Origin of the sequence: Paenibacillus sp. FSL R5-0470, from assembly GCF_037975205.1 — a bacterium.
GTDB lineage: Bacteria > Bacillota > Bacilli > Paenibacillales > Paenibacillaceae > Paenibacillus_AQ.
Genome location: NZ_CP150238.1, coordinates 6,462,071 through 6,484,628, shown reverse-complemented (window position 1 = coordinate 6,484,628; position 22,558 = coordinate 6,462,071). Strand labels below are relative to the sequence as shown.

The 22,558-nt window shown below is 44.6% G+C and carries 18 protein-coding genes; 15 read left to right on the top strand and 3 right to left on the bottom strand.

Going from position 1 to position 22,558, the window contains the following annotated elements; genetic code table 11:
- Positions 1-47 precede the first annotated feature (47 nt).
- The 6 genes from MKY99_RS28775 to MKY99_RS28750 all read left to right on the top strand — a co-directional run bounded on the left by MKY99_RS28775 (position 48) and on the right by MKY99_RS28750 (position 8,329).
- Positions 48-1,448 (top strand): DNA-binding protein, encoded by a 1,401-nt coding sequence (locus MKY99_RS28775; RefSeq protein WP_339267676.1) that lies wholly within the window; start codon positions 48-50, stop codon positions 1,446-1,448.
- Positions 1,402-1,524, top strand: coding sequence for a hypothetical protein (locus MKY99_RS28770; protein WP_262495583.1), 123 nt, complete (start codon positions 1,402-1,404; stop codon positions 1,522-1,524). Before MKY99_RS28775 ends, MKY99_RS28770 begins: the two co-directional genes overlap by 47 nt.
- A 204-nt stretch (positions 1,525-1,728) precedes the next feature.
- Positions 1,729-2,250 carry a MarR family transcriptional regulator gene (locus tag MKY99_RS28765; protein WP_081382663.1) on the top strand — a complete coding sequence of 174 codons (522 nt, stop codon included), beginning with the start codon at positions 1,729-1,731 and terminating at the stop codon, positions 2,248-2,250.
- A complete protein-coding gene (locus MKY99_RS28760) occupies positions 2,243-4,003 on the top strand; it encodes an ABC transporter ATP-binding protein (protein ID WP_042192573.1) in 1,761 nt (586 codons plus the stop codon). The genes MKY99_RS28765 and MKY99_RS28760 overlap by 8 nt, the downstream gene beginning before the upstream one ends.
- The gene (locus tag MKY99_RS28755; protein ID WP_339267673.1) at positions 4,000-5,889 is read left to right on the top strand and encodes an ABC transporter ATP-binding protein; all 1,890 of its coding nucleotides are present in this window, start codon (positions 4,000-4,002) and stop codon (positions 5,887-5,889) included. The genes MKY99_RS28760 and MKY99_RS28755 overlap by 4 nt, the downstream gene beginning before the upstream one ends.
- Before the next feature lie 211 nt (positions 5,890-6,100).
- Positions 6,101-8,329 (top strand): MMPL family transporter, encoded by a 2,229-nt coding sequence (locus MKY99_RS28750; protein WP_339267671.1) that lies wholly within the window; start codon positions 6,101-6,103, stop codon positions 8,327-8,329.
- A gap of 168 nt (positions 8,330-8,497) precedes the next feature.
- Here the strand turns inward: MKY99_RS28750 and MKY99_RS28745 are convergent, their stop codons facing one another.
- The 3 genes from MKY99_RS28745 to MKY99_RS28735 all read right to left on the bottom strand — a co-directional run bounded on the left by MKY99_RS28745 (position 8,498) and on the right by MKY99_RS28735 (position 12,010).
- A complete protein-coding gene (locus MKY99_RS28745; RefSeq protein WP_339267669.1) occupies positions 8,498-8,815 on the bottom strand; it encodes an antibiotic biosynthesis monooxygenase in 318 nt (105 codons plus the stop codon).
- A 755-nt stretch (positions 8,816-9,570) separates the two neighbouring features.
- Entirely contained in the window at positions 9,571-10,290 is a 720-nt protein-coding gene (locus tag MKY99_RS28740; protein WP_042192563.1) for a 3-ketoacyl-ACP reductase, read from the bottom strand.
- Between the two features lie 172 nt (positions 10,291-10,462).
- Entirely contained in the window at positions 10,463-12,010 is a 1,548-nt protein-coding gene (locus MKY99_RS28735; protein WP_339267667.1) for an FAD-dependent oxidoreductase, read from the bottom strand.
- Positions 12,011-12,167: 157 nt separating this feature from the next.
- On the opposite strand from MKY99_RS28735, the gene MKY99_RS28730 reads away from it, so the two are divergent.
- From MKY99_RS28730 to MKY99_RS28690, 9 genes are all read left to right on the top strand, one after another.
- A complete protein-coding gene (locus MKY99_RS28730) occupies positions 12,168-13,526 on the top strand; it encodes a spore germination protein (RefSeq protein WP_339267665.1) in 1,359 nt (452 codons plus the stop codon).
- Complete coding sequence (locus MKY99_RS28725; protein WP_042194655.1) at positions 13,526-14,626, top strand: GerAB/ArcD/ProY family transporter; 1,101 nt, start codon at positions 13,526-13,528, stop codon at positions 14,624-14,626. The genes MKY99_RS28730 and MKY99_RS28725 overlap by 1 nt, the downstream gene beginning before the upstream one ends.
- Positions 14,623-15,720: a Ger(x)C family spore germination protein gene (locus MKY99_RS28720; RefSeq protein WP_339267664.1), complete on the top strand. Its 1,098-nt coding sequence runs from the start codon at positions 14,623-14,625 to the stop codon at positions 15,718-15,720. The genes MKY99_RS28725 and MKY99_RS28720 overlap by 4 nt, the downstream gene beginning before the upstream one ends.
- A gap of 91 nt (positions 15,721-15,811) precedes the next feature.
- A complete protein-coding gene (locus MKY99_RS28715) occupies positions 15,812-16,207 on the top strand; it encodes a transcriptional repressor (RefSeq protein ID WP_042131422.1) in 396 nt (131 codons plus the stop codon).
- 236 nt (positions 16,208-16,443) lie between these two features.
- The gene (locus tag MKY99_RS28710; protein ID WP_339267662.1) at positions 16,444-18,429 is read left to right on the top strand and encodes a methyl-accepting chemotaxis protein; all 1,986 of its coding nucleotides are present in this window, start codon (positions 16,444-16,446) and stop codon (positions 18,427-18,429) included.
- A gap of 121 nt (positions 18,430-18,550) precedes the next feature.
- Entirely contained in the window at positions 18,551-19,363 is an 813-nt protein-coding gene (locus MKY99_RS28705) for a uroporphyrinogen-III synthase (RefSeq protein ID WP_339267660.1), read from the top strand.
- 206 nt (positions 19,364-19,569) lie between these two features.
- Positions 19,570-20,208: a ThuA domain-containing protein gene (locus tag MKY99_RS28700; RefSeq protein ID WP_042192549.1), complete on the top strand. Its 639-nt coding sequence runs from the start codon at positions 19,570-19,572 to the stop codon at positions 20,206-20,208.
- A gap of 95 nt (positions 20,209-20,303) precedes the next feature.
- On the top strand, positions 20,304-20,651 hold the full coding sequence (locus MKY99_RS28695) for a phasin family protein (RefSeq protein WP_042131416.1): 348 nt from the start codon (positions 20,304-20,306) through the stop codon (positions 20,649-20,651).
- Entirely contained in the window at positions 20,652-22,319 is a 1,668-nt protein-coding gene (locus MKY99_RS28690; RefSeq protein ID WP_339267658.1) for an AarF/ABC1/UbiB kinase family protein, read from the top strand.
- The last annotated feature ends 239 nt before the right edge of the window (positions 22,320-22,558 follow it).

Genomic DNA, 22,558 nt, shown 5'->3' with positions numbered 1-22,558 from the left:
AATGTCAATTAATAGGATCTTTTCAAGTCAAACTTTGGGGGTGCCGAGTGGAGGGAAAGTTAACAACTATACGCTCAGAAATTGAGAAAAATCTGTCCCGCTCCGGCCATAATCTCGCCTCATTTTCAAAAATATGTGGCCTGAATCGTGGAAGTCTCAGTGCAATTTTGCACGGGAATCCGCCGAAGCCTATGTCCCTGGGACAAATAGATGCAATCATTAAAGCTTTTGGATTTCCTGACGGTTGGTTGTATCCTTTATATATTGATGAATGCTTTAATGAGGAGAAGGTCTCACGCCGCAGGGTGGAGCCTTTTTTAATACGTTGCGCTGAACTAGGCAAGCAGCAATGTATTGATGAAACATTAAGCAAGTTATTGGAATATCCTAAATCGCTAGATATCGTTTATTCGATAGCTGAAAAATTGTTTAATAAAGGTAAAATAGATGAATCCATGTTTTTCTATAAAATTGTAGCAGAGAATGAGTCCGACAGTTACTCAGAGAGATTGGCTATCAGTCATTATCGTATTTTTAGAGCAATCTTATCAATTGTCGATTCAGATGAGAAGTTGCATGCAGTTATTACATTTGAACCTTTCAGGAATCGACTGCCAGAAAATATGCAGTTAGATGGTCTACTTACTCTAACGCAGTTGAGCTTTGATCTTCGTCGATGGATTAAAATGGAGTCGTTCGCTGATGAACTAAGAACGTTGGCCAATGCTGTTTATCGTGACCAATTACGAAAAAGTCAGGATAGAAGAAAGGAAGTTCTTCATACTGAACGTCCGCTTGTTGTTTATTATGGACATGGATATCTACTTAAAGCAATCTCACTTACCAAGCAGGGTAAATATGAGGAAGCTAAGAAGTATACTGCAGGCTATGCAGACCTTAGTTGGTTTGAAATGATTAACGAAGAAGGTCGTCAGGCTGTAGAGCAATTCCGGTTATTCGCAATTGGTAATGGATTCACGATAGAGATGTTGATGGGCAATGTGGATGTCTTGTCTAACTATACGGATTTTTTGGCAGATCACCCGGGCGAAATCTTGGCAGGACTTATTACCATTATGGATGCGGCTAATCGATATGGGTTCTCTGCTGATAATATACTTACACGATTCTCACGAGAAATGTTGAGATTTGAAGGGTTTCAGGAGCCGAATAACGTGGACCGTGTATTCCGTTTGTACTATCAAGTAGCGATCTATCAAATAAATAGGAAACGTTATGTTACAGGCGTGGATTATCTTGTGAAGTCTCTCGAGTTATCTATTAAGCAGAATAATGGAAAAGACTTTATTAATTGTATAACTTTATTTGAAATGAGTAGAGATTATGCTAATACTGCTCAACAGGAGAAATATAGAGAATTAGTAAAGGGGGTGAGAAAAAATGAAAAAATCACTATTGATGATGGTAAGCGTGTTAGCATTGTTTAGCTTCATCATTATCGGACCTGTAGGCTCTGGAAGCAATGGAGGCATTACAACGTACGAGCATGGAGCTTGGTTCTAAGAATACAGAAATCTATTCAGTATTCTTATAATACAGAGTAATACATATACGAAATTGGACTCCCTTGCCATTGTGCTGGGGAGTTTTCTTTTTCGTAATAATTGATACCGTATTCAAAATTTGACAAAGCGTTGCACCGAAAATATAATTAGGTAGCCTAAATAATACAGTGTTTAATAATTAGCTGACCTAACTAAATTAGAGGTGAAAGAAATTGGGATAAACGGAGGAAATACAGAAAATACTGAAAATTCAGTCGCACACGAGCTTTTTGCGGCGATGAAACGGCTGCATAAAGGCCAATGGCAAAAGGGTGTTGAAGGCCATAAGCCGAGTGAGATGACTTTAATGATATGCATTGAAAAATGGAATCATTCTGATGATGAGGGTCTAAAGATATCTGAAATCAGCCGACTACTCGGATTCACACCTCCAACTATTACGCAGTTGATTAATAGTCTTGAGGCGAAACAGATGGTGGAAAGACACGCAGATCCTTCGGACCGAAGAGTCGTACGCGTGAAATTGACGGAGAGTGGAAAAAAACTCACACGAAGAGCAGAGCAATACAGAGACGCAATGCTGGATGAGCTCGTACGTTACTTAGGTGAAAAAGAGACTAAGCAGCTCACAGAACTGTTGCTGAAAGTACATGCATTCGTTGAGGATAATCCACCACCTAATTGGGATAGGCTACAAATGAACGGAGATGAGAAGCTTGATTAAATTATTTAAACAACTGAAGCCATTTCGAGTAGCTATTGGTGCTGTATTAATTCTTGTGTTCTTGCAGTCCATGGGCGACTTATACCTCCCTACGCTGATGTCCGACATTGTCGACAAAGGTATTGTTCAGGGAGACCGTACTTATATTTGGAAAATAGGTAGCTTCATGCTTTTAGTAGCAGGGGGCGGGGCCTTATGTTCAGTCATTGCCAGCTATTTATCAGCAAAAGTGGCAGCAGGATTCGGTAAACTTACCCGTGCTCGTGTATTTAATCATGTAGAGAATTTTACACTGCATGAATTCGATAAGCTTGGTACCGCCTCTTTAATTACCCGTACAACGAATGATATTACGCAGGTACAGACTGTACTTACTATGATGCTGCGTATGATGATCGGTGCACCGATGATGATGATTGGTGGTATCATCATGGCGGTATCTGAAGATGCGAAATTATCATTGATCTTTGTAGTAGTTATTCCGGTACTCGTTGGCGCAATTTTCTTTATCGGGATGAAGGGATTACCACTGTTTAAAGCGATACAGATCAAGCTGGATAAATTAAATCTGGTTCTACGTGAACATTTGACGGGTATCCGTGTTATCCGTTCATTTAATCGGATTGATCATGAGAATAAACGCTTCTCCGAGGCTAACCGTGATCTGACAGACACGGCGATCAAAGTAAATAAAATCATGGCCGGTTTGATGCCGCTTATGATGATTGTTATGAACTTTTCCATGATCGCAATTCTTTACTTTGGTGGGATTCGAATTGGCGATGGCGATTTGCAAGTCGGCTCACTGATGGCATTTATTCAATATGCGATGCAAATCATGTTCTCCCTGATTATGGTGTCGATGATGTTCGTGCTGATTCCTCGTGCTTCAGCTTCAGCCTTGCGTATCAATGAAGTGCTTGATATGCGGCCGGAATTCACAGATCCATCAGAGAGTGAATTACAAACAACGGCTCAAGCAACTAAAAAAGACGGCCGTGATCATATGCGTGGTTTTGTTGAATTCGATAATGTCTCCTTTTCTTATCCTGGCGCGGAACAACCTGCACTTTCGAAAATTAGCTTCAGTGCTCGCCCAGGTGAAGTTACTGCGATTATCGGGGGTACTGGTTCAGGTAAATCTACGCTGCTTAGCTTGATTCCAAGGTTCTATGATGTTAACGAAGGTGCTGTACGTGTTAACGGAGTAGATGTGCGTGAGATGACTCAGGAAGAGCTACGGAGCAAAATTGGTTACATCCCTCAAAAAGCGGTATTGTTCTCAGGTACGATTAACGAAAACATTCGCTACGGTAAAGAGGATGCTACCGATGAAGAAATCATTCATGCAGCCAAGGTAGCTCAGGCCTACGATTTCGTGTCAGCAATGAAAGATGGATTTGATTCGGAAATTGCTCAAGGCGGTAGTAATGTCTCTGGTGGTCAGAAACAGCGGCTGTCCATTGCACGTGCGCTTGTGAGAAAACCTCAAGTTTATCTGTTCGACGACAGCTTCTCTGCACTTGATTTCAAAACAGATGCCAAGCTTCGTGCGGCACTCAAAGATGAAACCACGGAATCCACTGTTCTAATCGTAGCTCAACGGGTTAGTACCGTTATGGATGCCGACCGGATTATTGTTATTGATGAGGGTGAAATCGCCGGAATGGGCACTCACCGTGAACTGCTCGCGAGCAGTGATGTGTACCGCGAGATCGTATCCTCGCAGCTGTCAGAGGAGGAAATAGCATGAGCGAACAAAACAATAAACCTGCTGCTCCGCGCGCCCATAAAGGTCCTGGACCTGGTGGCGGCCCTGGCATGCGGATGCCTGCAGAAAAGGCTAAAGACTTCAAGGGTACACTTCGTCGTCTGATTAAGTATTTAAGACCTCGTATGGTTCAATTGATTATCGTTCTTGTAATGGCAATTGCCAGTACTGTATTCAGTATCTTCAGTCCTAAGGTTATGGGTAAAGCAACAACTAAACTATTCGAAGGTGCTTACGGTAAATTAATGGGTGTTGAGGGAGCTTCCATTGATTTTGGATATATTAATGATATCCTGATCATACTTGCGGGTCTGTATTTGCTTAGTGCTCTATTTAGCTATATTCAGCAGTACGTAATGGCTGGCGTAGCTCAGAAGGTCGTCTACGACATGCGTGAGCAGATCAACAGCAAGCTGGAACGTTTGCCTTTGAAATATTTTGATTCCCGTACCCACGGGGAAATTCTAAGCCGTGCTACGAATGATGTGGATAACATCAGTACTACACTGCAGCAGAGCTTAACTCAATTAATTACTTCTATTGTCACCATTATCGGTGTCATCGTAATGATGCTTACCATCAGCCCATGGCTGACTTTGATTACGATTGTTACATTGCCACTCAGCTTCGTTGTGATTATGGCTATCTCCAAGCGCTCGCAGACTTATTTTGTCGGACAGCAGAAGTCACTCGGTCAGTTGAATGGTCATGTAGAAGAAATGTATACAGGTCACCGGATTATTAAAGCATTTGGTCGTGAACCGCAGTCCCTTAAGGATTTCGATGAAATTAACGATAAGCTTTACGATTCTGGCTGGCGTGCCCAATTCATGTCGGGTATGATTATGCCGCTCATGATGTTTATCGGTAACTTGGGTTATGTAATGATTTGTGTAGTCGGCGGTATCTTTGTTACTAAAAAAATGATCGATGTCGGGGATATTCAAGCTTTTATTCAGTACTCCCGTCAGTTCACCCAGCCGATTGCACAAACGGCTAATATTGCGAATATTATTCAATCCACTATTGCTTCCGCAGAACGTGTATTTGAACTTCTGGATGAAGAAGAGGAAGTTAAGGAAGTTAATACTACACTTGCGAAGCTTGATGAAGGTACTCCGGAAGGTTCCGTTGAGTTCCGCCATGTGAAATTCGGATATAAAGAAGATGCGATTCTGATTGAGGACATGAATATTGAGGTTAGTCCAGGTCAGACCATAGCGATTGTTGGTCCTACTGGTGCTGGTAAAACCACTCTGATTAACCTGTTGATGCGCTTCTACGAGCTTAATGATGGGGAAATTATCATTGATGGCGTCAATATTACCAACATGAGACGGAGTGACCTGCGCAGCAAATTTGGTATGGTGCTTCAGGATACCTGGCTGTTCAATGGTACGATCCGCGATAACATTGCTTATGGACGTGAAGGTGCCTCAGAAGCTGATGTGGTACGTGCTGCCAAGGCTGCTCATGCCGATCACTTTATCCGCACACTTCCGCTTGGCTATGATACGGTGTTAAATGAAGAGGCTTCTAATATTTCTCAAGGACAGAAGCAGCTGATTACGATTGCGCGTGCGATTCTGGCCGATCCATCGATCCTCATTCTTGATGAAGCAACGAGCAGTGTCGATACACGGACAGAATTGTTGATTCAAAAAGCAATGAAAGCATTGATGCAAAACAGAACCAGCTTCGTAATTGCTCACCGTCTTTCGACGATTCGAGATGCCGACCTTATCCTTGTTATGAATCAAGGTAGTGTAATCGAGAAGGGCAACCATGAGGAACTGCTTGCACAAGGCGGATTCTATGCTGATCTTTACAACAGTCAGTTCTCCGAAGGAGATTTGGACGTAGGCTAAATTGAAGTGAAAGAAAAAGTATAGCAATCCATAAACCCCTCTTTTCACATGTTGCTGATTTTATATGTGAAGAGAGGGGTATTTTATATGTGATGAGGTGTTTTGATTTTTCAGAAAAATAAAAAAAGTTTGATTAAAAATTAAAGCATATATATGATAGAATTAAAAATGACCCGCGGCTCATTTTTAAGGCGGGAAGGTAAAAGAGAGGATGAAGGGAATGTCAGGCTACGGTAAATGGGTGGCAGGAAAAAAGACGAAGTGGGTTACTCTTCTCGTATGGATAGTACTGGTAGGTGCACTTACCCTGTTATGGCCTGCAGTGAATTCTCAGGTTGCTAACAATGCGCCTAACCTCCCAGATGATGCACAATCGGTACAGGCAGCAGCTATTGCAGAACAAGAATTCCCTAGTGGAAGTGGAGTGCCTGCGCTGCTCGTATGGCATAGGGAAGGCGGGCTTTCACAAGATGATTTAGTACATATCACTGCTGTGTACAAGAAGTTGGAGCAGCAACCGTTACCCCATCAGAATTTTGTTCCTCCATTAGGACAGCTGCCGCCACAGGCACTACAAGCCTCGTTATCTGAGGATCTTAGTACGCTGGTAACCCCAGTGCTTTTTGATAAAACGGCAGATAGTGATCAGCTCGGCGAAGCTGTGACAGAAATGAAGAAGATCATAAACACGGAGACGGGTGGAGACCCCTCCGCTGCTAAGGTAGATGACAAAGAGCTGAGTTTACGTGTTACGGGTCCGGTGGGTATCTCTATTGATGCTACTGGCCTGTTCCAGAACGCAGACGTTTCCTTGCTAATTGCTACGGTTATGCTTGTGCTGGTGTTTTTATTGGTGATTTATCGTTCGCCTATCTTGGCATTTATTCCGCTTATTGCTGTTGGATTCGCTTATGGTGTAACTAGCCCGATTCTTGGGAAAATGGCGCAAGAAGGCTGGATCACCGTAGACTCGCAGGCAGTTTCCATCATGACGGTCCTGTTGTTCGGTGCGGGTACGGACTATTGTTTGTTCCTGATTTCGCGATTCCGTCAGCTTCTGAAGATAGAGCAAAGCAAAAGTCGTGCTCTGCTTCGTTCCATTACCGATTCTTCAGGAGCTATCGCTATGAGTGGTTTCACCGTTGTGCTTGCACTGTTCGCGTTATTACTGGCCAAGTATGGAGCTTACCATCGGTTTGCCATCCCATTCAGCGTGTCGATTTTCATTATGGGGATTGCTAGCTTAACGCTTGTACCAGCACTGTTGGCGATCTTCGGACGGACCTCGTTCTTCCCATTCATTCCGCGCACGCCGCAAATGGAGGTTGAACGGGCTAAGGCTAAAGGAAAACCAGCTCCAGAACCCAAAGTCTCCCATAAAAAAGGGATTGGCGGATTTGTAGTTTCCAGGCCTTGGGCTATCGTAGGAGTGACTATCATCGGACTGGGGATTCTGGCTTCATTCTCTAGTGGAATCAAGTTTACGTATGATATCCTCTCTTCTTTTCCTAAAAATATGGAGTCCCGCGAAGGGTTCGACCTCATCGGTAAGCAGTTTTCTCCGGGAGAACTAGCACCCGCTAAACTGATTATTGATACTAAGGGGCAAGCGAGTGGAGAGGATCTTAAAGTCATTCTCGGAGGGCTCACGTATGTAGACACGGTTTCCGATCCGCAGCAGGGCGCTGTGAACAAGGATATTCTGGGTTATGATATCGAATTTAAGAACAATCCTTATTCACTTGAAGCGATGGGGCATATTCCAGCCCTTCTAGCAACAGCAGAGCAAGCGCTGATTGATGTAGGGGTAGAGAATCCTTCAGATCATGTGTGGGTAAGTGGTCAGACAGCGACGCAGTATGATACCAAAAAAATCGGAGATCGTGACACCGATCTGATTATTCCTGTTGTTATTGGATTGATCACGTTGCTGTTGTTGATATATCTGCGTTCGATAGTGGCGACTATTTATCTGGTCGGAACGGTCATTCTCTCCTTCTTCTCTGCACTTGGCTTAGGCTGGATTATCATTCACTATGTGATGGGGGCAGATGCCATTCAGGGAGCGATTCCGCTCTATTCCTTTGTATTCCTAGTGGCGCTTGGAGAAGATTACAACATCTTTATGATCTCGAATATTTGGAAAAAACGTAAGACCATGCCGCTTAAGCAGGCCATCGCGGAAGGCGTGAATGAGACCAGCTCGGTAATTACCTCTGCGGGCCTCATTCTGGCAGGTACTTTTGCTGTATTAGCTAGCTTACCGATTCAGGTGCTTGTGCAATTTGGTATCATCACCGCTCTAGGTATTCTACTTGATACCTTCGTAGTACGTCCGTTCCTTGTGCCCGCTATTACGACACTTTTTGGTCGATGGGCATTCTGGCCGGGGAAACATCAAGAGGTGGAGGAAGCTCTGCCTCGTGGTAGTGAGCAATAAGCGACACACTGTAAAATAAACAGGGATGTCTCAAAGCCATATTGGCTTAGGGCATCCCTGTTTTTATTGTCGTGGCGGTCGTACTTCTGTTAATTGTATGACCGGTCTATATCACATAGACGCAAGTTATGCGAATAGCTTGCGGGACTAGTTGTCCAATCTCTACACTTAATTGCTAGTGCCGGGTGTTCGGCTGATCATCAGCTTATATTTGTCGATCGAAGCACCAAGAATGGCTTCATTTCCACCAGCACCGCGGTGTGATTGACGGAAGGATTCACTGGATGTCCAGCCTTTAAATGCCTCCTCATTCTCCCACATGGTACAGATTTTTAATTCCTCAACACCTTCTTTGGCACTTCCTTGCCAAACCTCCATGCGGACGAATCCTGGCATATCCTGTACACTATTATTTCCTCCGAAACGTTGAGCGATGGCTTCACCATGACCTTCTTTAACTTTAATGGTATTTGTTACTACTAGCATATTAGGTAAACCTCCGTTCAGTAGTGTGATATCCATACATAAACATTAGGCTGAATAAATAATTGCACTTTATACACTTAAAAGTTCTGGTTCGTTAGAAACGAAGACGATAAGTGTATTCTCTGCAACTAAATTAGATGAATCTGGCGAATGGTCGAGAATTGCCTGCTTTTAGTTGCACAGAGTGCAATTAAAGTGTGAAGGATCCTCTAATTACGCTGAATAGATGTACAAAGTGCAACTATTGCTACTCGAACGCCTAGTAGTGACTAGAGCTCGATGTAACGGCCCTTAACTACAATTACTTATCGTAACTATAAGTACCAATCACAACTATAAGAAGAATATAAGCACCACAATATTATTATTACTAACAATTAAATAAGTACCTAAACCCCAGTTGCCTACTCTGGTGATGAAAGTGAAGTTTGATTGCAAAATGTGCAACAGAATAGCCAGGAACTAGTCTACAAAAGGTATTCTGTTGCACTCTGTACAATTGAATTAAGGTTAAATCGCCTAAAGTAGTGTTTTTCCCCAGTTTGATTGCACAAAGTGCAATCAAACCAAGTTTTAGCCGCCACCAGAGACATTCTATTGCACAAAGTGCAATCAGAGCATCGAGAGGAGTTAGAGCCTGAGGGATTATCGATCACAAATTGCAACAAAACAATCCAAGCTTCTTCCTCCTACATCCAGCCGCATTCTCCTGAACAAGTGCAATCAGAGCATGGCGTAGAACCAGCTGCTCGTTTTTATTGCGGATTGGTGGTCCAGAGTCCAGCTGTTTTTAGGAAGACACGATCCGGCAGCTTCAAGGCTGTTAAAGCCAATTCAGCTACATCCTCAGGCTGCATCATGCGGTCTTCGTCACCGATCTTAAGTCCAGCGTTTGAAGCTAATCCGGTGTTAACAGTGCTTGGAGTCAAGGCTACGACGCGGATGTTGTGCTTACGTACCTCTTGTGCGAGAGCTTCGGTCATGCCCATCAGTGCGAACTTGGATGCGCAGTAAGCCGAGCCTGTCGCGAAACCGCGTTCTCCAGCGGTAGAAGAGATATTGATGATATTTCCACCATTTTTCTCAATCATAGCTGGCAGTGCAGCGCGAGTTACATAATACGTACCGTAAAGATTGACTTGGATATGACTTTCCCAATCGGCAGGGTCCATTTCTACTAAAGTGCCGAATTTTGCAATTCCGGCATTGTTGATTAATGCGTCAAATGTTCCTAGCTCGTTTTGCAGGTAAGCAACCGCACGTTCAGCTTCTTCGCGTACAGCAATATCTGCTACGGCGACGCTGACTTTCACGTCGTATACTTCCATTAAGGCTGATTTTAACGCTTCGAGATCGCCTGAAGTTCTGGAGATCAGGCCCAAATTAGCACCTTCCTTAGCTAGTGCCATGGCTAAGGCTTTGCCGATCCCTTTGCCTGCACCAGTAATCACAACACTCTTTCCTCTCAAATCCATCTCTAACGTCACGCTCCTTTAAACATTTTTGAAGCTAATGCTTCGTTCATGTCCTATTATACCTGAATGCTATAGAGCATTCACAATCGCCGAAGGAAACGATTTGAAAATTTCCATATATAGCGATGTTATTTTCCATGAATCCATCATTTGTTTCCTCGAATGAAATGATTTATTCGTAAAGCTTCGTCAGCGGCACGGATGCGGGTCCCTCTAAGACTTCTCCATCATAGGAGAAACGGGAGCCGTGGCAAGGGCAATCCCAAGAACGGTCGCCGTCGTTCCATTCGCATTCACAGCCCATATGTGTACAGGTTCTGTCTACCAGATGAAGCGTCCCTTCCGGATCCTTATAAGCTCCCACACGTTTACCGTCATGGAAGACAACAGCCCCTTCGTCTGCCTTCAAATCACTTGTCTTTTTATGGACGATTTCTACTTTGCCCGCTACAAGCTCTTTTGCCACATTGGCATTTTGGACGAAGAAGCTTTTTAGGCTGGCGCCAGCTTTGAAGCGGGATGGATCGTATAGCTCTGTGTATGGATTATCCTTACGCTGAATCTGATCGGAGATAATTTGAGCGGATAAGGTACCGCTTGTCATGCCCCATTTTCCGAATCCGGTAGCGATATAAATCTCTTTATTCTCCGAAATCTTGCCGATGTAGGGGACCTTGTCCAGCGTAATTAAATCCTGTGCTGACCAGCGGTAAGGGATCGATTTGATGCCCAGCAAGTGGCCTGCGAACAGCTCCAGATTCTCATAATGACCTATCGTGCAAATGCCTTGGCCCGTCTTATGATTCTCACCCCCGACGATAACCAGATTCTGGCCTTCCCACTCCACTGCACGCAGAGAACGGGTTGGTTCGCTGGCGCTTAAATACATTCCACCCTCAAAATCCGTTTCAGGCTGGATCGCCAGACAGTAGGAACGTTCAGCATGCAGTCGCGAGAAATATAACGCACCTCCGTCGTAGAAGGGGAAATGAGAAGCTGACACAGCGTAACGGCAGGTGATACGGAAGTCATTCTTTTCCGTAAAAAGCGTAAGCGTATCGTTCTTCTCCACCTTGTCCGCCATCATCGTATGCTCATAGATCATGCCACCTTTTTCCACGATAACCTTCAATAAGGCCTTCAGATATTGCAGGGGGTGAAAGCGAGCTTGTCCTGGTAATTTAATCGCACCGCTCGCCATCAGAGGGATAGAGACGTTATCCAGCCATTCACCGGGCAGGCCTAATTGTTCATAGGCTTGATACTCTTCTTCCAACTGTTTAAGCGTTTTATGATCTTCAGCATCTGCGTATAAATAGGCCGCTTCACGTTTCATGCCACAAGACACTTCCAGTTCCTCAGCCGTATTTAAGATCCAATTCATAGCCTCATTGTTCGATTGATAATAGAGCCGCGCATTCTCCGCCCCAAAATGTTTCAGCAAATGATGATAGATTAATCCGTGCTGAGTGGAGATCTTGGCGCTTGTAAAACCCGTAGTACCGCTGAGGATTTCCCCTGCTTCCAAGAGTGCGACTTTGTATCCGGCTTTGCTTAAGAGATAGGCTGTTGTAATCCCTGTAATACCGCCGCCCACCACAGCGACATCTGTCGAAATATCTTCATTCAGCTTTGGAAAGGTCGGTAAATCTGTAGTGTCACGCCATATTGATTCTGGAAATTGCGGAAGACCTTGCGTTATTTTACGGTGTGGATCCATCTTATTATCCCTCCATCTGTACAATGCTCATTTCATTTATTACCACAGTCCCGTTAAAAGAAACTCTGTATTCATATGTGCAGTGCATGAATTCAGAGAAATAGTGCCAAAATAAGGTGGCATCCGGGAAGCGCAGGATAAATAGGAGGGATGATCCATGTCAGTTCAACAGGATAAGCACAATGTTTCTCTGGAATGGATCAAGGGTGAGTTGGACGGATTTGCCGATTTAATTGATAGAACGCTCGTTGCACCTTTTGGGCAGATCAACTTAATTTATATTAAAAGCGTTACAGATTCGCAGACGCTCAGTCGCCATGTGATTACGCCGTTCTATGAGATGGGGGATACTAACGCTTACCTTGATTACATTACGACGTATCCGGGCACGGAAGAGGAGACTACGAAGGAAATGGCGATCGATCTTTTGCTTAGTGGCTACGTTCTTCTTAGCATAAATGATGTGATTTGTTTTTTTGACGCGATGAGTACAGAGAGCAGTGGTGTTAGTGAAACGTCTGCAGAAAGCATTTCACAGGGACCTTCAGATGCACTAACGGAGGATATTGCGGTTAATCTGAACATGATTCGCCGTCGCTATCAATCCACTAATCTCAAAATGGAAACCATGATCATCGGTGATGTCTCCAAAACAAAAGTGGCCATCCTATACGACATCAGTCGTGTTGATCATAATGTATTAGCGGAATTAAGGGAGAAGATGAATACCCTAAAGGTTGATATTTTACAGGCTACGGGAGAACTTGAGAAGTTTATAAGCAGTGATAAATTGAGAATACTCCCTAAGTCTATTATTACTGAAAGACCTGATAGAGTTGTGTTTAATTTGTCTGAAGGAAAAGTAGCGATACTCCTGGATACAACGGGATATGCGATAGTGTTGCCCTCCATATTTAACGATTTTTTTACATCCATGGATGATAAGATCCAATTTCCTATTGTGGGCCGTTTCTTAAAGCTACTCCGAATTATCGGTGTGTGCATGACGTTATGGCTGCCTGCGATCTATGTAACACTTACCTCGTATAACCCAGAGATTATTCGTGTGCAGGTTGCACTACTCATTTCGGGTAGTCGCGCGACCGTGCCTTATCCATCTTTTGTGGAAGTGCTCTTAATGCTTATGATGATGGAATTTCTGACCGAGGCGAGTTTACGGCTGCCCAAAGCGATTGGTCCTACGGCCACGACGGTCGGAGGTCTAATCTTAGGTCAGGCAGCTACGGCGGCAGGGCTTGTAGGTAATATTATGATTATATTGGTCTCTGCCGTTGCGATATCCAATTTTCTGATTCCTCTGAATATGATGAGCTTGTCAATACGCGTGCTGAAGTACATTTTTCTTATAGCTGCCGCTGTTCTAGGAATGGTTGGTGTAGTGGTCTGTGTTGTGGGATTCGCGATGTATTTATGCAATCAGCGTAGCTTTGGACAACCTTATTTCAGATTGTTTTTTCTTGATAACCTTGGTAAGAAGAAGGGCGGGGAACATTGATGGCCAAAAGCCGTTATTTCTACTGTCTTTTTCTGATGAACAGCTTGATCAACATCATTAATTTTGTTCCTAGGGAACTAATAGACAGACGCTTTGACGGTGCTTTGTTCTCCATACTAATTGCAACGGTCCTTGGCACTTTGTTTGTCTATATATTTACTGTATTGATTGCTAAATTTCCTGGAAAGGGGTTTCCGGAAATATTTACCCCTCTTCTTCCTAAGCTGCTAGTCAAACCCTTACTAGTGTTTTTTGCGGGGTTATGGTGTGTGGCTGGGGGGGTTACCTTGCTTTCCTTTGTAGATATTACACTGCGATATGTCAGTCCGAATTCAAGCCCATATACTGTCGTGATCGGCTTTCTGATATTGGTCTGCATCTGCTGTCGCTTTGATTCACTATCACTTTTGTATGGTCTTGAAATCATTCTTTTCGTTACATTACCGTTAATTGTCTATGGCATCGTAAAGGCGTTGACCAATCCGGACTTCAATTGGGATTCTGTTCTGCAGATTACTACATACATCTGGCATAAGCCGGATTTGATGAGTCTTTCGGCAGCTACCTTTTCTTTTAGTGGTTATATTAATCTAGCCATATTTAATCGGGTATTTCATGGGCTAAAGCTAAAGCATGTTTGGATTTTAGGGGTGGAAGGACTTCTCGTACTTCTCGTAACCTTTTTGGTCCCTATCGGTTATTTCGGTACTGTTGCGATTGAGAGACATGTATATACGTGGTTCTCGACGGCAGACAGTATCCGGATAGAATCCTTTATTATTGAACGGATGTTGTTTATTTTTTATTTTGCCTACATGACTTTATCTCTGGTGAGTGTAATTGTTCATTGGCATGTAGGGTTAGGGTTATTCAAAGGTGCTATTTCATCTACGAAAAAAAAATCCCAGAAGGCAGAGCAGTGGAAAGAGTGGCTCATCCTGTGCTTGTTTAGCGGACTGGTCCTCTCCTTAATTTGGATGGATCAATATCAGCTCAACGTGTTGGGCATTTGGTTTCTACAGATCCGCTGGTTTGGTGAGATGTTCTTAATCGCTCTGCTGTTTTATTGTTATCGCAAAGTAAGGAGGCAGAGGTTGTGAGAAAAGCACTTAGTGCAATAGGAATTGTATTACTGCTACTCCTTGCCGGCTGTGACTTCAAAGAAATTGATTTACGGATATTCGTCCTTGCGATCGGTGTTGACCCTGGTGAAGAAGAAGGGGCTTTCAAGATCAGTTTGAAACTTGCTATCCCTCAGGGGGATGTTACCAAGATTGATGAGAAGATGCAGATATTAACCGAAGAGTCCCCAAGTATTTCAGAAGCGCTGCGTAGAATGAAATCCAGAGTGGAGAAGGAGCTTGATTATTCCCATTGTAAATCGATTATTTTGGGGGAAGGGATCGCACGCAGAGATATTCAGCATGTTATGGATTGGGCGGTGCGGCGCAGAGATGTCCAGCTTATTGTAAATTTTGCAGTCGGGCGTCCGGAGGCACTTCAAGTGCTGCAGGTACGACCCGAATCGGAGCGTATCCCATCGAATTCTCTTATTCTGGCGATGAGTGGTCAGGGAACGGAATCTCCATTTATTGCTAGTGTGTATTCCTTTCAGCTGATGAGAAATATTTATGAGAAGGGTATTGATCCGATTTTGCCGATTATCGAGGCCAAAGGGAAGAGCGAGTTCTTAATTGATAAAATCGCCCTACTGGATAGCGAGAAAATCAAGATGGTGCTTACACCGAACGAAACCCGGCTATACAATCTGCTGTCGCGCTCCAACTTACGGACCAATTTGCCAGCCCATATTGAGGGGGTCATGTATCAGTATTACACAGAGAGATCATCCTCGGACTACAAGATACTAAATACGAAGAGCGGAAAAGCTACTATTCGATACCATATTAAGATTAAAGGGATCCTCGAAGAGAGTAGCAGCCCGGATTTGGTGACACATAGCAAGTTGAAAAAAATTCAGGCAGCTGGCGAGAAAGAATTGGAAGATGATATCTTAGCATTACTGAAAAAAATTCATACGAGCGGTTTGGATCCTTTTGGGTGGGGGCTGCACTATGGAGCTAGACATTTTAATAATGATACCGAAATGGAAGTGTGGAAGGGGCTCTATGCCGGGCTCGATTTTCAGGTCAAAGCTGATGTTAACATCAAATATTCAGGATTGATTAAGTAACTGAGAAAGTAATGAGTGGATAAAAGTGGGATTGACGTTCTTACCTTCACGATTTATACTTGATCTAAAAACAAGTTAGAGGATGATAGCAATGAAAAGTCTAAATTTGACTTCCCAACGTCAAGCCGTTTACGATATCGTCCTTAATTCACATGACCATCCCACTGCTGCGGAAGTAATGAACCGGCTAGTAGAACAAGGTCATAGCTTAGCATACGGTACTGTATATAACTCTCTTCGTTATCTTTCAGATAAACAAATGATTCGTGAGCTTAAGCTTGGTGAGGCTGCCAGCAGATATGATGCCCGCATGGATGATCATCAGCATATCATTTGCGAGGTTTGCGGTGCGGTTGATGAGGTAATGAACCAAGTTCCACGAGACTGGATGAACACAGTGGCCAAGGATACAGGTTATACCATTGGTCATGCTCATGTGGTATTCGGAGGCGTCTGCCCGAACTGCAAGAATAAGAACGTGAACTAGGATGAAAGAACCGGAGCCTTTTGCTACGGTAATGATAAGAAATAGGCTTATTTGAGTAGATCGCTCTCTTTGAGGCGGTCTTTTTGTTGCGTTTATATGACAATTTTTAAGAATGATGAGAAAAATGAAGAAAGATAGGAGGAAAATCGGTTCCAAAGGAGGATATATAATTATATAGTAAGTCTGGTAAATAAGTCCTTCTTTAAGACTCGAAGAGAGAGAGTGTGATGACATCTATGAACAAAAAAGCAGGTATGAGTATCCGAGCCAAATTAATTCTGACATACCTATTAGTTCTACTGTTGCCCAGTATCATTATCGGTTGGCGAACCTATCAATCTGCTAGCCATGAAGTGGAAGATCAACTGGTGAACAATGCTACCGAAAGTGTTGAGGCAGTAGATGCAATCATCAACTCGAATATTCAATCGAAAATAGATGCTATTTCTTATTTTGCTGCTGAGTTCACCGCTGAGGGGACCAACAGTGAGGCAAATGGAGAGACGGTAGCTTCTATGAAGGACAGATTAAAGGAATATGCTGTGCTACATCCTGATGTGCTAGATATTTATGTTAGTACAAGCAGAGGGCGATCGATCCATGCTTCGGAAGCCAAGCTGCCCGAAGGCTATGATCCCAGGCAGGAAAGTGCCTATATTAATTCTCTGAAGCACGGGAAAGGTGTTGTGATTTCTCCGGCCTTTCAAACTGTGAATCAGGAAACGGCGATCGCGATATCAACGGTCCTGAAGAGCGGTGACGGGGTAATAACCCTGAATCTCAATCTATCTGCATTAGGAGAATTGACCGCGACCAAGGTGGGCAAGGAAGGATATATTATTATCCTGGATAACAGCAAGAAATATCTTGTTCATCCAACAGAGGCTATTGGACTGGAGTCATCCGATGACTTTATAAAGAAAATGTTCGAGGAAGATCAAGGTACTTTTGATTATGTCTACAAGGGTACGCACAAAAAGATGACGTTTATGGTAAATGAGCTTACGGGCTGGAGAATCGGAGGCACGATAAGCATAGATGAAGTGACTTCAGTAACGAGTGGAATCCGCAATACAGCGCTGCTTGTAATTGTAGCTTCCGTTCTGCTTGCATTGATCGTAATCTATTTTAATATTCAATCTATCTTGAAGCCTCTGATCCGTTTGCGGAAAGCAACTGCCGTGATAGCCAAAGGGGATCTGTCCGAAGACATGGGGGCTTTCCGCAAAGATGAAATTGGCATGCTAGCCGAGAACTTTCAATTAATGGTGCTCAGCCTGCGCGAGATGATCATAGGTGTGCAGGAGATGACGAGTAATGTCTCCTCTTCAGCCGAAGAGCTGACTGCCAGTGCGGAGCAGAATGCCCAAACGATCGAACAAATGACGATAGCGATTCAGGAGGTAGCGGCAGGGACGGAACGGCAGGTGATCGGTGTACGCAAAGGAATGGAAAGTACAGCGGCGACGACAAGCGAAGTGGATCATATTTCCGTATATATGGAGCAGGTGTCTGCGATGATGGACAAGACTTCACTCTCTGCTTCGGAAGGAAATGATTCCGTCATCAGCGTGGTGGATAAGATCAATGGTATCGATAGAACGGTGGGAGAGCTTGGCAGTGTAATCGACAAGCTGAACGAAAGAACCGGTCAAATTGAGGGCATTGTCGGCGTAATCACAGGGATTGCCCGTCAGACCAATCTGTTAGCTCTCAATGCTTCTATTGAGGCGGCCAGAGCTGGAGAGCATGGCCGTGGATTTGCCGTTGTCGCTGCTGAAGTGCGTAAGCTGGCAGAGGAATCAGAGAGATCAGCGCATTTGATTGCAGAGCAGATTACCGCCATTAATAGTGAGATGACGCTGGTGACTCATACGATGGAGGACACAAAGCAGCGCGTAACCGAAGGGATAGAGGCCGTGGATACTTCCGGACGTTCCTTCTCCCGTATCCGTAGAGCGGTCAAGAGTGCCGCAGAGAAGATTGAGGCAATGGGTGGGGCTGTACAGACCTTATTGGTGGAATCAGATCACATGGAGAAGGCTATAGGAGAGATTCGTGGCATCTCTGAAGAAGCGGCTGTGAATACAGAGACCATCGCGACGGCAGCGCAAGAGCAGCTCGCTTCTGTTGAAGAGATGGCGTCTTCGTCTACCGACCTTAGCCGTCTTGCGGAGGAACTGCAAAAGCTTGTGAGTAGCTTTAAAATACACTCTTCCTAGTAATAATATATATTTCATATAGGAAAACGATGCTTTTATCTTCCCTTTTGCAGCCCTTTGCAAGTATACTGATAAACAATAATGTTGGGTTAGGCAACGGAGAGAGGAGAGATAATAGTACATGGCAGAGCAACTGAAAGGGTTCACGGTCGCCTTGGCGGGCCCGCGCAAATCGGAAGAGATGGCCAAGTTGGTGCAAAATATGGGGGGGACGGCGTTATGTCGACCTGCTCAAGGTACTGTCTTTCTTGATGATGAGGCATTGGAGGAAGGATTGAATTCATGGATCAGCCATCCACCTTATTTGGTGATCCTTACCACAGGCATGGGACTGGATGCTCTCTTCCAAACGGCTGAACGCCTTAATATCGCTGAGCGTTTCTTAGAGGTCCTTTCTGGTTCTATTATTGCTGCACGGGGTTATAAGACAGTGAATGCTTTGAAAAAAAGAGGACTTACGCCGGAGGTTCGTGACGACGACGGAAGTACGATCGGATTGATTCGTGGGCTTCAATCTCTGGATTTGCAGGGCAAGGAGGTCGTACTGCAGCTGCACGGCGATCCAGCTCCTCGTATGCTCACATGGCTGCAGGAGGCTGGGGCGAATACCCGCCAAGTGCTGCCGTATCGTCATACTCTACCAGAACCGGGTGAGCTTGAAAGATTGCTTACAGAAATCATAGAAGGTAAGATTGATGCCGTGGCTTTTACAAGTGCGCCACAATTTCGTTTCCTCTCTCAATTTGCTCGGGAACAGGGCAAGCTGGAGGAGATGCTGAGGTCTTTCGAGGATAAAGTGCTTGCTGTTTCTGTAGGGCGTATTACCTCTGAGGCTCTAAAAGAAGAGGGCCTACAACGTATCATCATGCCTGAGCATGAACGGATGGGAAGCATGATTGTAGAGTTGGGCAAATATGTGGCGGCGAATCGCTAGACCACAGTGTGCGGAAGCTTTACAAGATTTACGTTACTATTCAGAAGCATTCCCGCCGGATTCAATGGGTGGGGATGCTTTTTTACCCGGAAGAGGATGCCTTAAGAGTAGTAAACCTGCCATCTGCATGGACATTCGCAGCAGTTTTCCTTAGAATATAGGCAACATGTGATGAATAATAACAATGAATAAGGAGGAGGATCCCCATGGACAAAAGAAAATGTCTGTTACTTGGTGATTATACCCATCCCCGTTTCCATCCACTTCAAGGAGTGGACCAACAAATTAGCGAGATCTTAAATGATTTATTAACCGTTCAGTGTTCAGAAAATAAAAAAATGATGCGCATTGAGCATTTAGGAAGTTATGACTTATGCATTGCCTACAACGAATTATGGAATGAAACTGTATCTCCTCAGCAAACCGCTGGCCTACTCAGCTATGTGAGCGGTGGTGGAGGACTGATTGTTCTTCATACAGGTGCTTCATTGACGAAGCGTAACGAACTAGCTCAGCTGATCGGTGGACGCTTTAATGGTCACACCGCTTACGAGCCAATGAATTTTAAGGTGCTAGAGCATGACATTACTGAGGGTGTTGAAGACTTCCAGCTGGATGAGGAGCCTTATCATTTCGAATTTGATCCGTTCACAGATCGGACTATTCTTCTTCAGTATGAATCGGAGGGGCAATGGCTTCCAGCTGCATGGTGCCACAGCTATGGTTTAGGACGAGTAGTGTTCCTTATGCCGGGGCATCATGAGCCATCCTTCCGCCATCCAGCACTACGTAAACTGATCTTGCAGGCAGCTACTTGGGCTGCGCGTATTCCGGTAAGTAACTAAGGGATATTGCGTTTTTTTGAAATACGCACACAGTGAGGTATACTTTAATCATCAACTCCGTTTGTAACGAAACGGAATCTTTGGGAGGAAGTACTATGAGTGATTTGTTTAAAAAAGCGATCTCTTTAGGAGTGGGCCTCACCATTGTTAGTAAGGAAAAAGTAGAAAAGGTTGTTGAGGAACTAGTGAAGCGTGGGGAGCTTGCTCCTTCGGAGTCTAAGGCCCTTGTTGACCGTCTGATTGAACGCGGTGAGGAAGAGCGAGGTATGCTCAAGTCTGTTGTACAAGAACAAGTACAACGCGTGTTGAAGGAAATGAAGGTTCCTGTACAAAGTGATATTGACGAGCTGGAAGGCCGAATTGCTGTGTTGGAGCGTCGATTGGCCGAGCTGGAGGGCATTTCCCATCTAGAAGGAACATCGGCGGAAACGCGTACGGACTAAATGGCAGTACGTATCAGACATGCCGGACGATACCGGTCCATTGCCATGGCGCTTATGCACCATGGTTTTGGCTATATGGTGGAGGAGCTGGGGCTCTATCATTTATTATCCCTTCCACGCCGTCTTGTAACGCAAGAAGCTCATACAAGCCTTACGCTCGGGGAGCGGATTCGGCTCGTATTGGAGGATTTGGGCCCAACCTTTATTAAGCTTGGACAACTCGCCAGTACACGTTCGGATCTGCTGCCTGATTCTATTATTCAAGAATTGGTAAAACTACAGGATAATGTGCCCCCGTTCCCTGTGGAGCGCGTGCGCACGATTGTGGAGCATGAACTCGATCAACGGATGGATGAAATCTTTAATTCCTTTGAGGATACTCCTCTTGCGGCTGCGTCGATCGGTCAAGTGCATAGAGCTGTTCTTCACAGTGGGCAGGTCGTGGCTGTTAAAGTTCAGCGCCCTGGCATACTGCGAACGATGAGTAGGGATTTGGAAATTCTCAAAGATCTGAGCGCCCTTGCTGAGAAGCAGCTAGGCTGGGCGAGGCAATATCAGTTGTCCCGTATGGTAGAGGAATTCTCGAAATCTCTGCTTGGTGAGCTGGATTACGGCCAAGAAGGACGCAATGCAGAGAAAATTGCTCAACAGATGGATTATGACGGAGTATACATCCCGGATATTTATTGGGACTATACGTCTGTACGAGTGCTGACGATGGAATATGTGGTAGGGATTACGCTAAGTCGTCGCGAGGAACTACTGAGTAGCGGCGTTAAGCTTAAGGTTATTGCTCAGCAGCTCGTGGAAATGATGCTAAGACAAATTTTCATTCATGGCTTTTTTCATGCAGATCCGCATCCAGGGAATGTTATGAGAATGGCTGATGGGAAGCTGGCTTTGATTGATTTTGGCATGATGGGGCGGCTGAACGAAGAGATGAAAGAGCAGCTGTCTGCGCTTGTCATCGCACTAATGCGCAAGAATACGGATGCGATGGTCCGGGCAATTTTGCGTCTCGGCGTCATCCCTGAGGATGCTGATCGAGCGGCATTGCATAATGATATGGATCGACTTCGCGAAGAGTATTATGATGTTCCGTTTAGTAAGATGAGCATAGGTAAAGCGCTAAATGATCTGTTTGGCATTGCTCGCAAGCATCGATTAGTCCTTCCCCCGGATCTAACGATGCTTGGTAAGACGATGCTGACGCTTGAGGGTGTCATTAGCAACTTGGATCCAACGATTAGCATTTTAGAGATGGCAGAGCCTTTTGGACGGGAACTTGTGAAGCAACGATTTAGTGGCCCCCGATTGCAGCGCAAGTTCCTTGGAGGCGTAGCCGATTTAACGGAGAGTCTTCTAGAGCTTCCTGGGCAGGCAAGGCAGCTATCCGCGCTAATTAGTAAGGGAAAGCTAAAGGTAGAGATTGCGGCACCTGAGCTGGAGCATTTGGAGCGAAAGCTGGATCGGGTTGGGAACCGCTTAGCGTTTAGTATTGTGATGCTTGCGTTCAGTATCATCATGGTTGGACTCATTATTGGAACTGCGATGCGCGGTCAGCCTTCAGTGTTATGGAATTTCCCTACAGTGGAGATTGGAGGCGTAGTAGCGCTTCTGATGTTCTTATGGTTGATCTTTGCGATTTTTAAATCGGGAAGGTTCTAACCTACAACTACAGGATAGAATAATTATTATTCTGCAGTTTCACACAAATGCCGTTCTATCAAGTACAATATAAAAGATAACTTTCTAAGCTTAACTTTACTTCTATTGTATAAAGTGGAATGGAACGCAAATGGAGTGCCGTCTAAACGTCCGGTGGATCGCTGCTGCCCAGAAACCGAACTTTGACCGCACTCTTTTAACGGGTCAAGGGATACATGGGACGGAAGAATGCCGGTGAC

Coding starts and splice junctions, on each gene's coding strand:
- MKY99_RS28770 (WP_262495583.1), top strand. CDS start 1,402: ATGAAAAAATCACTATTGATGATGGTAAGCGTGTTAGCATTGTTTAGC.
- MKY99_RS28755 (WP_339267673.1), top strand. CDS start 4,000: ATGAGCGAACAAAACAATAAACCTGCTGCTCCGCGCGCCCATAAAGGT.
- MKY99_RS28750 (WP_339267671.1), top strand. CDS start 6,101: ATGAAGGGAATGTCAGGCTACGGTAAATGGGTGGCAGGAAAAAAGACG.
- MKY99_RS28745 (WP_339267669.1), bottom strand. CDS start 8,815: ATGCTAGTAGTAACAAATACCATTAAAGTTAAAGAAGGTCATGGTGAA.
- MKY99_RS28740 (WP_042192563.1), bottom strand. CDS start 10,290: ATGGATTTGAGAGGAAAGAGTGTTGTGATTACTGGTGCAGGCAAAGGG.
- MKY99_RS28735 (WP_339267667.1), bottom strand. CDS start 12,010: ATGGATCCACACCGTAAAATAACGCAAGGTCTTCCGCAATTTCCAGAA.
- MKY99_RS28730 (WP_339267665.1), top strand. CDS start 12,168: ATGTCAGTTCAACAGGATAAGCACAATGTTTCTCTGGAATGGATCAAG.
- MKY99_RS28725 (WP_042194655.1), top strand. CDS start 13,526: ATGGCCAAAAGCCGTTATTTCTACTGTCTTTTTCTGATGAACAGCTTG.
- MKY99_RS28715 (WP_042131422.1), top strand. CDS start 15,812: ATGAAAAGTCTAAATTTGACTTCCCAACGTCAAGCCGTTTACGATATC.
- MKY99_RS28710 (WP_339267662.1), top strand. CDS start 16,444: ATGAACAAAAAAGCAGGTATGAGTATCCGAGCCAAATTAATTCTGACA.
- MKY99_RS28705 (WP_339267660.1), top strand. CDS start 18,551: ATGGCAGAGCAACTGAAAGGGTTCACGGTCGCCTTGGCGGGCCCGCGC.
- MKY99_RS28700 (WP_042192549.1), top strand. CDS start 19,570: ATGGACAAAAGAAAATGTCTGTTACTTGGTGATTATACCCATCCCCGT.
- MKY99_RS28695 (WP_042131416.1), top strand. CDS start 20,304: ATGAGTGATTTGTTTAAAAAAGCGATCTCTTTAGGAGTGGGCCTCACC.
- MKY99_RS28690 (WP_339267658.1), top strand. CDS start 20,652: ATGGCAGTACGTATCAGACATGCCGGACGATACCGGTCCATTGCCATG.